Raw genomic sequence first — 2,847 nt, forward strand, 5'->3', positions numbered from 1 at the left:
TCGGCCGGCGCGGCGGGCTCGGGGGCGCTGTCGCCGATCTTGGCCAGGATCGCGCCGACCTCGACGGTCTCGTCCTCCTGGACCAGAATCTCCTGGATCACGCCGCTGACCGGGGAAGGGATCTCCGTGTCGACTTTGTCCGTGGAGATCTCGAGCAGTCCCTCGTCCTCCTGAACCGTGTCTCCGACGTTCTTGAGCCAGCGGGTTACCGTTCCCTCGGTGACGCTTTCACCGAGAGCAGGCAGGACCACGGAAGTGCTCATGCGTATCTCTCCTTACGGATTGGCCGATGTGTTTCTAGCTTAGTGTCGTGCGGCGCCGCACAAAGTTGCACGGCCTACAAAGCGTGCAACGGTTTGCCCGCGAGGGCGAGGAATGCCTCGCCGAGTGCTTCGCTCTGCGTCGGGTGTGCGTGCACGAAGGGCGCGATGTCCTCGGGGTGGGCCCCCCAGCCCACGACGAGCTGCCCTTCGGTGATGAGCTCGCCGACGCGGTCCCCGACGAGGTGCACGCCCACGACCGGGCCGTCCTTGACCCGGACGACCTTCACGAGCCCGCCCGTGCCGATGATCTCGCTGCGGCCGTTGCCGGCCAGGTTGTACTCGTACGCGACGACCCCGTCGGCACCGTGCGCCTCCGCCGCCTGCTGCTCGGTGAGCCCGACCGAGGCGACCTCGGGACTGCTGTAGGCGACCCGGGGGATGTGGCGTTCGGGGACGGCGACCGGTGCGAGACCGGCGATCTGCTCCGCGACGAAGATGCCCTGGGCGAAGCCGCGGTGCGCCAGCTGCAGCCCCGGAACGACGTCGCCCACCGCCCAGACGCGCGCGGCTGTGGTGCGCAGCTGGTCGTCGACGACCACGAAGCCCCGGTCCAGGGAGACACCGGCATCCTCGAGTCCGGCATCCGCCGTGGCGGGGCCGCGACCGACCGCGACCAGCAGGAGGTCGCCCTCGAGGGTCTTGCCGTCTTCGAGCGTGACCGTCACCCCGGTCTCCGTCTGCGTCGCCGATGCGAAGCGCACCCCGAGCGACGAGGCGATCCCGCGCTTGCGGAACGCGCGTTCGAGCGCCTTGCTGGAGGTGACGTCCTCGGCCGGAAGCAGATGGTCCAGGGCCTCGATGACCGTCACCTCGGCGCCGAGCGAACGCCAGGCGCTCGCGAACTCGACACCGATGACCCCGCCGCCGAGGATGAGCGCCGTGCCGGGCACCTCGTCGAGTTCCAGAGCCTGCTCGCTCGTGATGATCCGGCCGCCGATCTCGAGGCCGGGCAGTGAGCGGCTGTACGAGCCGGTCGCGACGATGACGTCGGCGCCCCGGTACTCGTCATCGCCCACCCGGACCGCGCGGTCCGCGGTGAGGACGCCGCGTCCGTCGACGACGGTGATCCCGCGCGCCTTGACGAGACCCTGCAGTCCCTTGTACTTCTTCGCGACGATTCCCTCCCGGTAGGAGCGCAGCCCGGCTCCGTCCACGCCGTCGAGGGTCGCGCGCAGGCCGACCTTCGCGGCATCCCGCGTCGCATCCGCGACCTCGCCGGCGTGCAGCAGCGCCTTGGTCGGGATGCACCCGCGGTGCAGGCACGTGCCGCCGACCTTGTCCTGTTCGATCAGCGCGACGCTCTTGCCGAGCTCGGCGGACCGCAGCGCGGCCGCGTACCCGCCGCTCCCGCCGCCGAGGATGACGATGTCGAACTCGTGCGTGGCCATCAGGATGCCTCTCCTTCGAGGAACGCGAGCAGCGCCCGGACGGATGCACCGGTCGCCCCCTTGTCGGTGTAGCCGTACGGCGCGCCCTTGTGCCAGCCGCTGCCGGCGATGTCGAGGTGCACCCACGGGATGCGGGGCGCGTCGGCGTCGCCTCCGGCGCGTCCGACGAACCGGCGCAGGAAGAGCCCGGCGAACAGCGCGCCGCCCATCGGGTCGCCGATCTTCGCGTTGACGAGGTCGGCGATGGGGGAGTCGAGCTCGGACTCCATGTGCTCGGGCAGCGGCATCGGCCAGCCCAGCTCCCCGGTGACGTCGCTCGCGACGAGGTAGCGGGACACCGCGTCGTCGTCGCCCATGACGCCGGTGTGCCGGGTGCCGAGCGCGGTCATGATCGCGCCGGTGAGGGTCGCCACGTCGACGATGACGTCCGGATTCTCCCGGCCGGCCGCGACGAGGCCGTCGGCGAGCACCAGCCGCCCCTCGGCGTCGGTGTTGAGCACCTCGACGGTCTGGCCGTCGGCGATGCGCAGCACGTCGCCCGGGCGGATCGCGCTGCCCGACGGCATGTTGTCGGCCACGCACATCCAGGCCGTCACGCGCACCGGCAGCTGCAGGCGCGCCGCGGCGCGGACCACGGCCAGCACGGTCGCCGCGCCGCACATGTCGTCCTTCATGCCGACCATCGAGGCCGCGGGCTTCAGCGACAGGCCGCCGGTGTCGAAGGTGATGCCCTTGCCCACGAGAGCGACGTGGCGGGTCGCTTCCGCGGGAGCGTACGACAGCTTCACCAGGCGCGGCGGACGCGCCGAGCCTTGGCCGACGCCGAGGATGCCTCCGAACCCGCCGGCGGCGAGAGCCGCCTCGTCGAAGACCTCCACGTCGATCGGCAGCTCGGCAGCGGCTTCCGTCGCACGGGCGGCGAGGTCGGCCGGGCCCATCCACTCCGCGGGGATGGTCGTCAGGTCCTTGACCAGGGCGACCGCGTCCGCGACGATGCGGACGCGCTCGAGATCCGCGTCCTGCAACTCGTCGCTGTGCACCGTGACGAGCTCCGGGGCGCTCTTCTTCTCGCCCGACTTGTAATCGTCGAATCGGTATCCGCCCAGGGCCGCCCCTTCGGCCGCCGCGACGGCGTC

3 protein-coding genes are annotated in these 2,847 nt (G+C 71.3%); all 3 read right to left on the reverse strand.

All coding sequences use genetic code 11. The annotated features are described in order from the left end of the window. Positions 1–263, reverse strand: a 263-nt coding sequence (locus tag VJR25_RS10535; protein ID WP_324114927.1) for a biotin/lipoyl-containing protein, incomplete at its 3' end; no start/stop codon positions are given. Between the two features lie 74 nt (positions 264–337). Continuing rightward, entirely contained in the window at positions 338–1,711 is a 1,374-nt protein-coding gene (gene lpdA, locus VJR25_RS10540; RefSeq protein WP_324114928.1) for a dihydrolipoyl dehydrogenase, read from the reverse strand. Continuing rightward, on the reverse strand, positions 1,711–2,847 hold a 1,137-nt coding region (locus VJR25_RS10545), incomplete at its 5' end, for a leucyl aminopeptidase (protein ID WP_324114929.1). The genes VJR25_RS10545 and lpdA, both read right to left, overlap by 1 nt.

The organism is Microbacterium sp. (assembly GCF_035277845.1).
Lineage (GTDB): Bacteria > Actinomycetota > Actinomycetes > Actinomycetales > Microbacteriaceae > Microbacterium.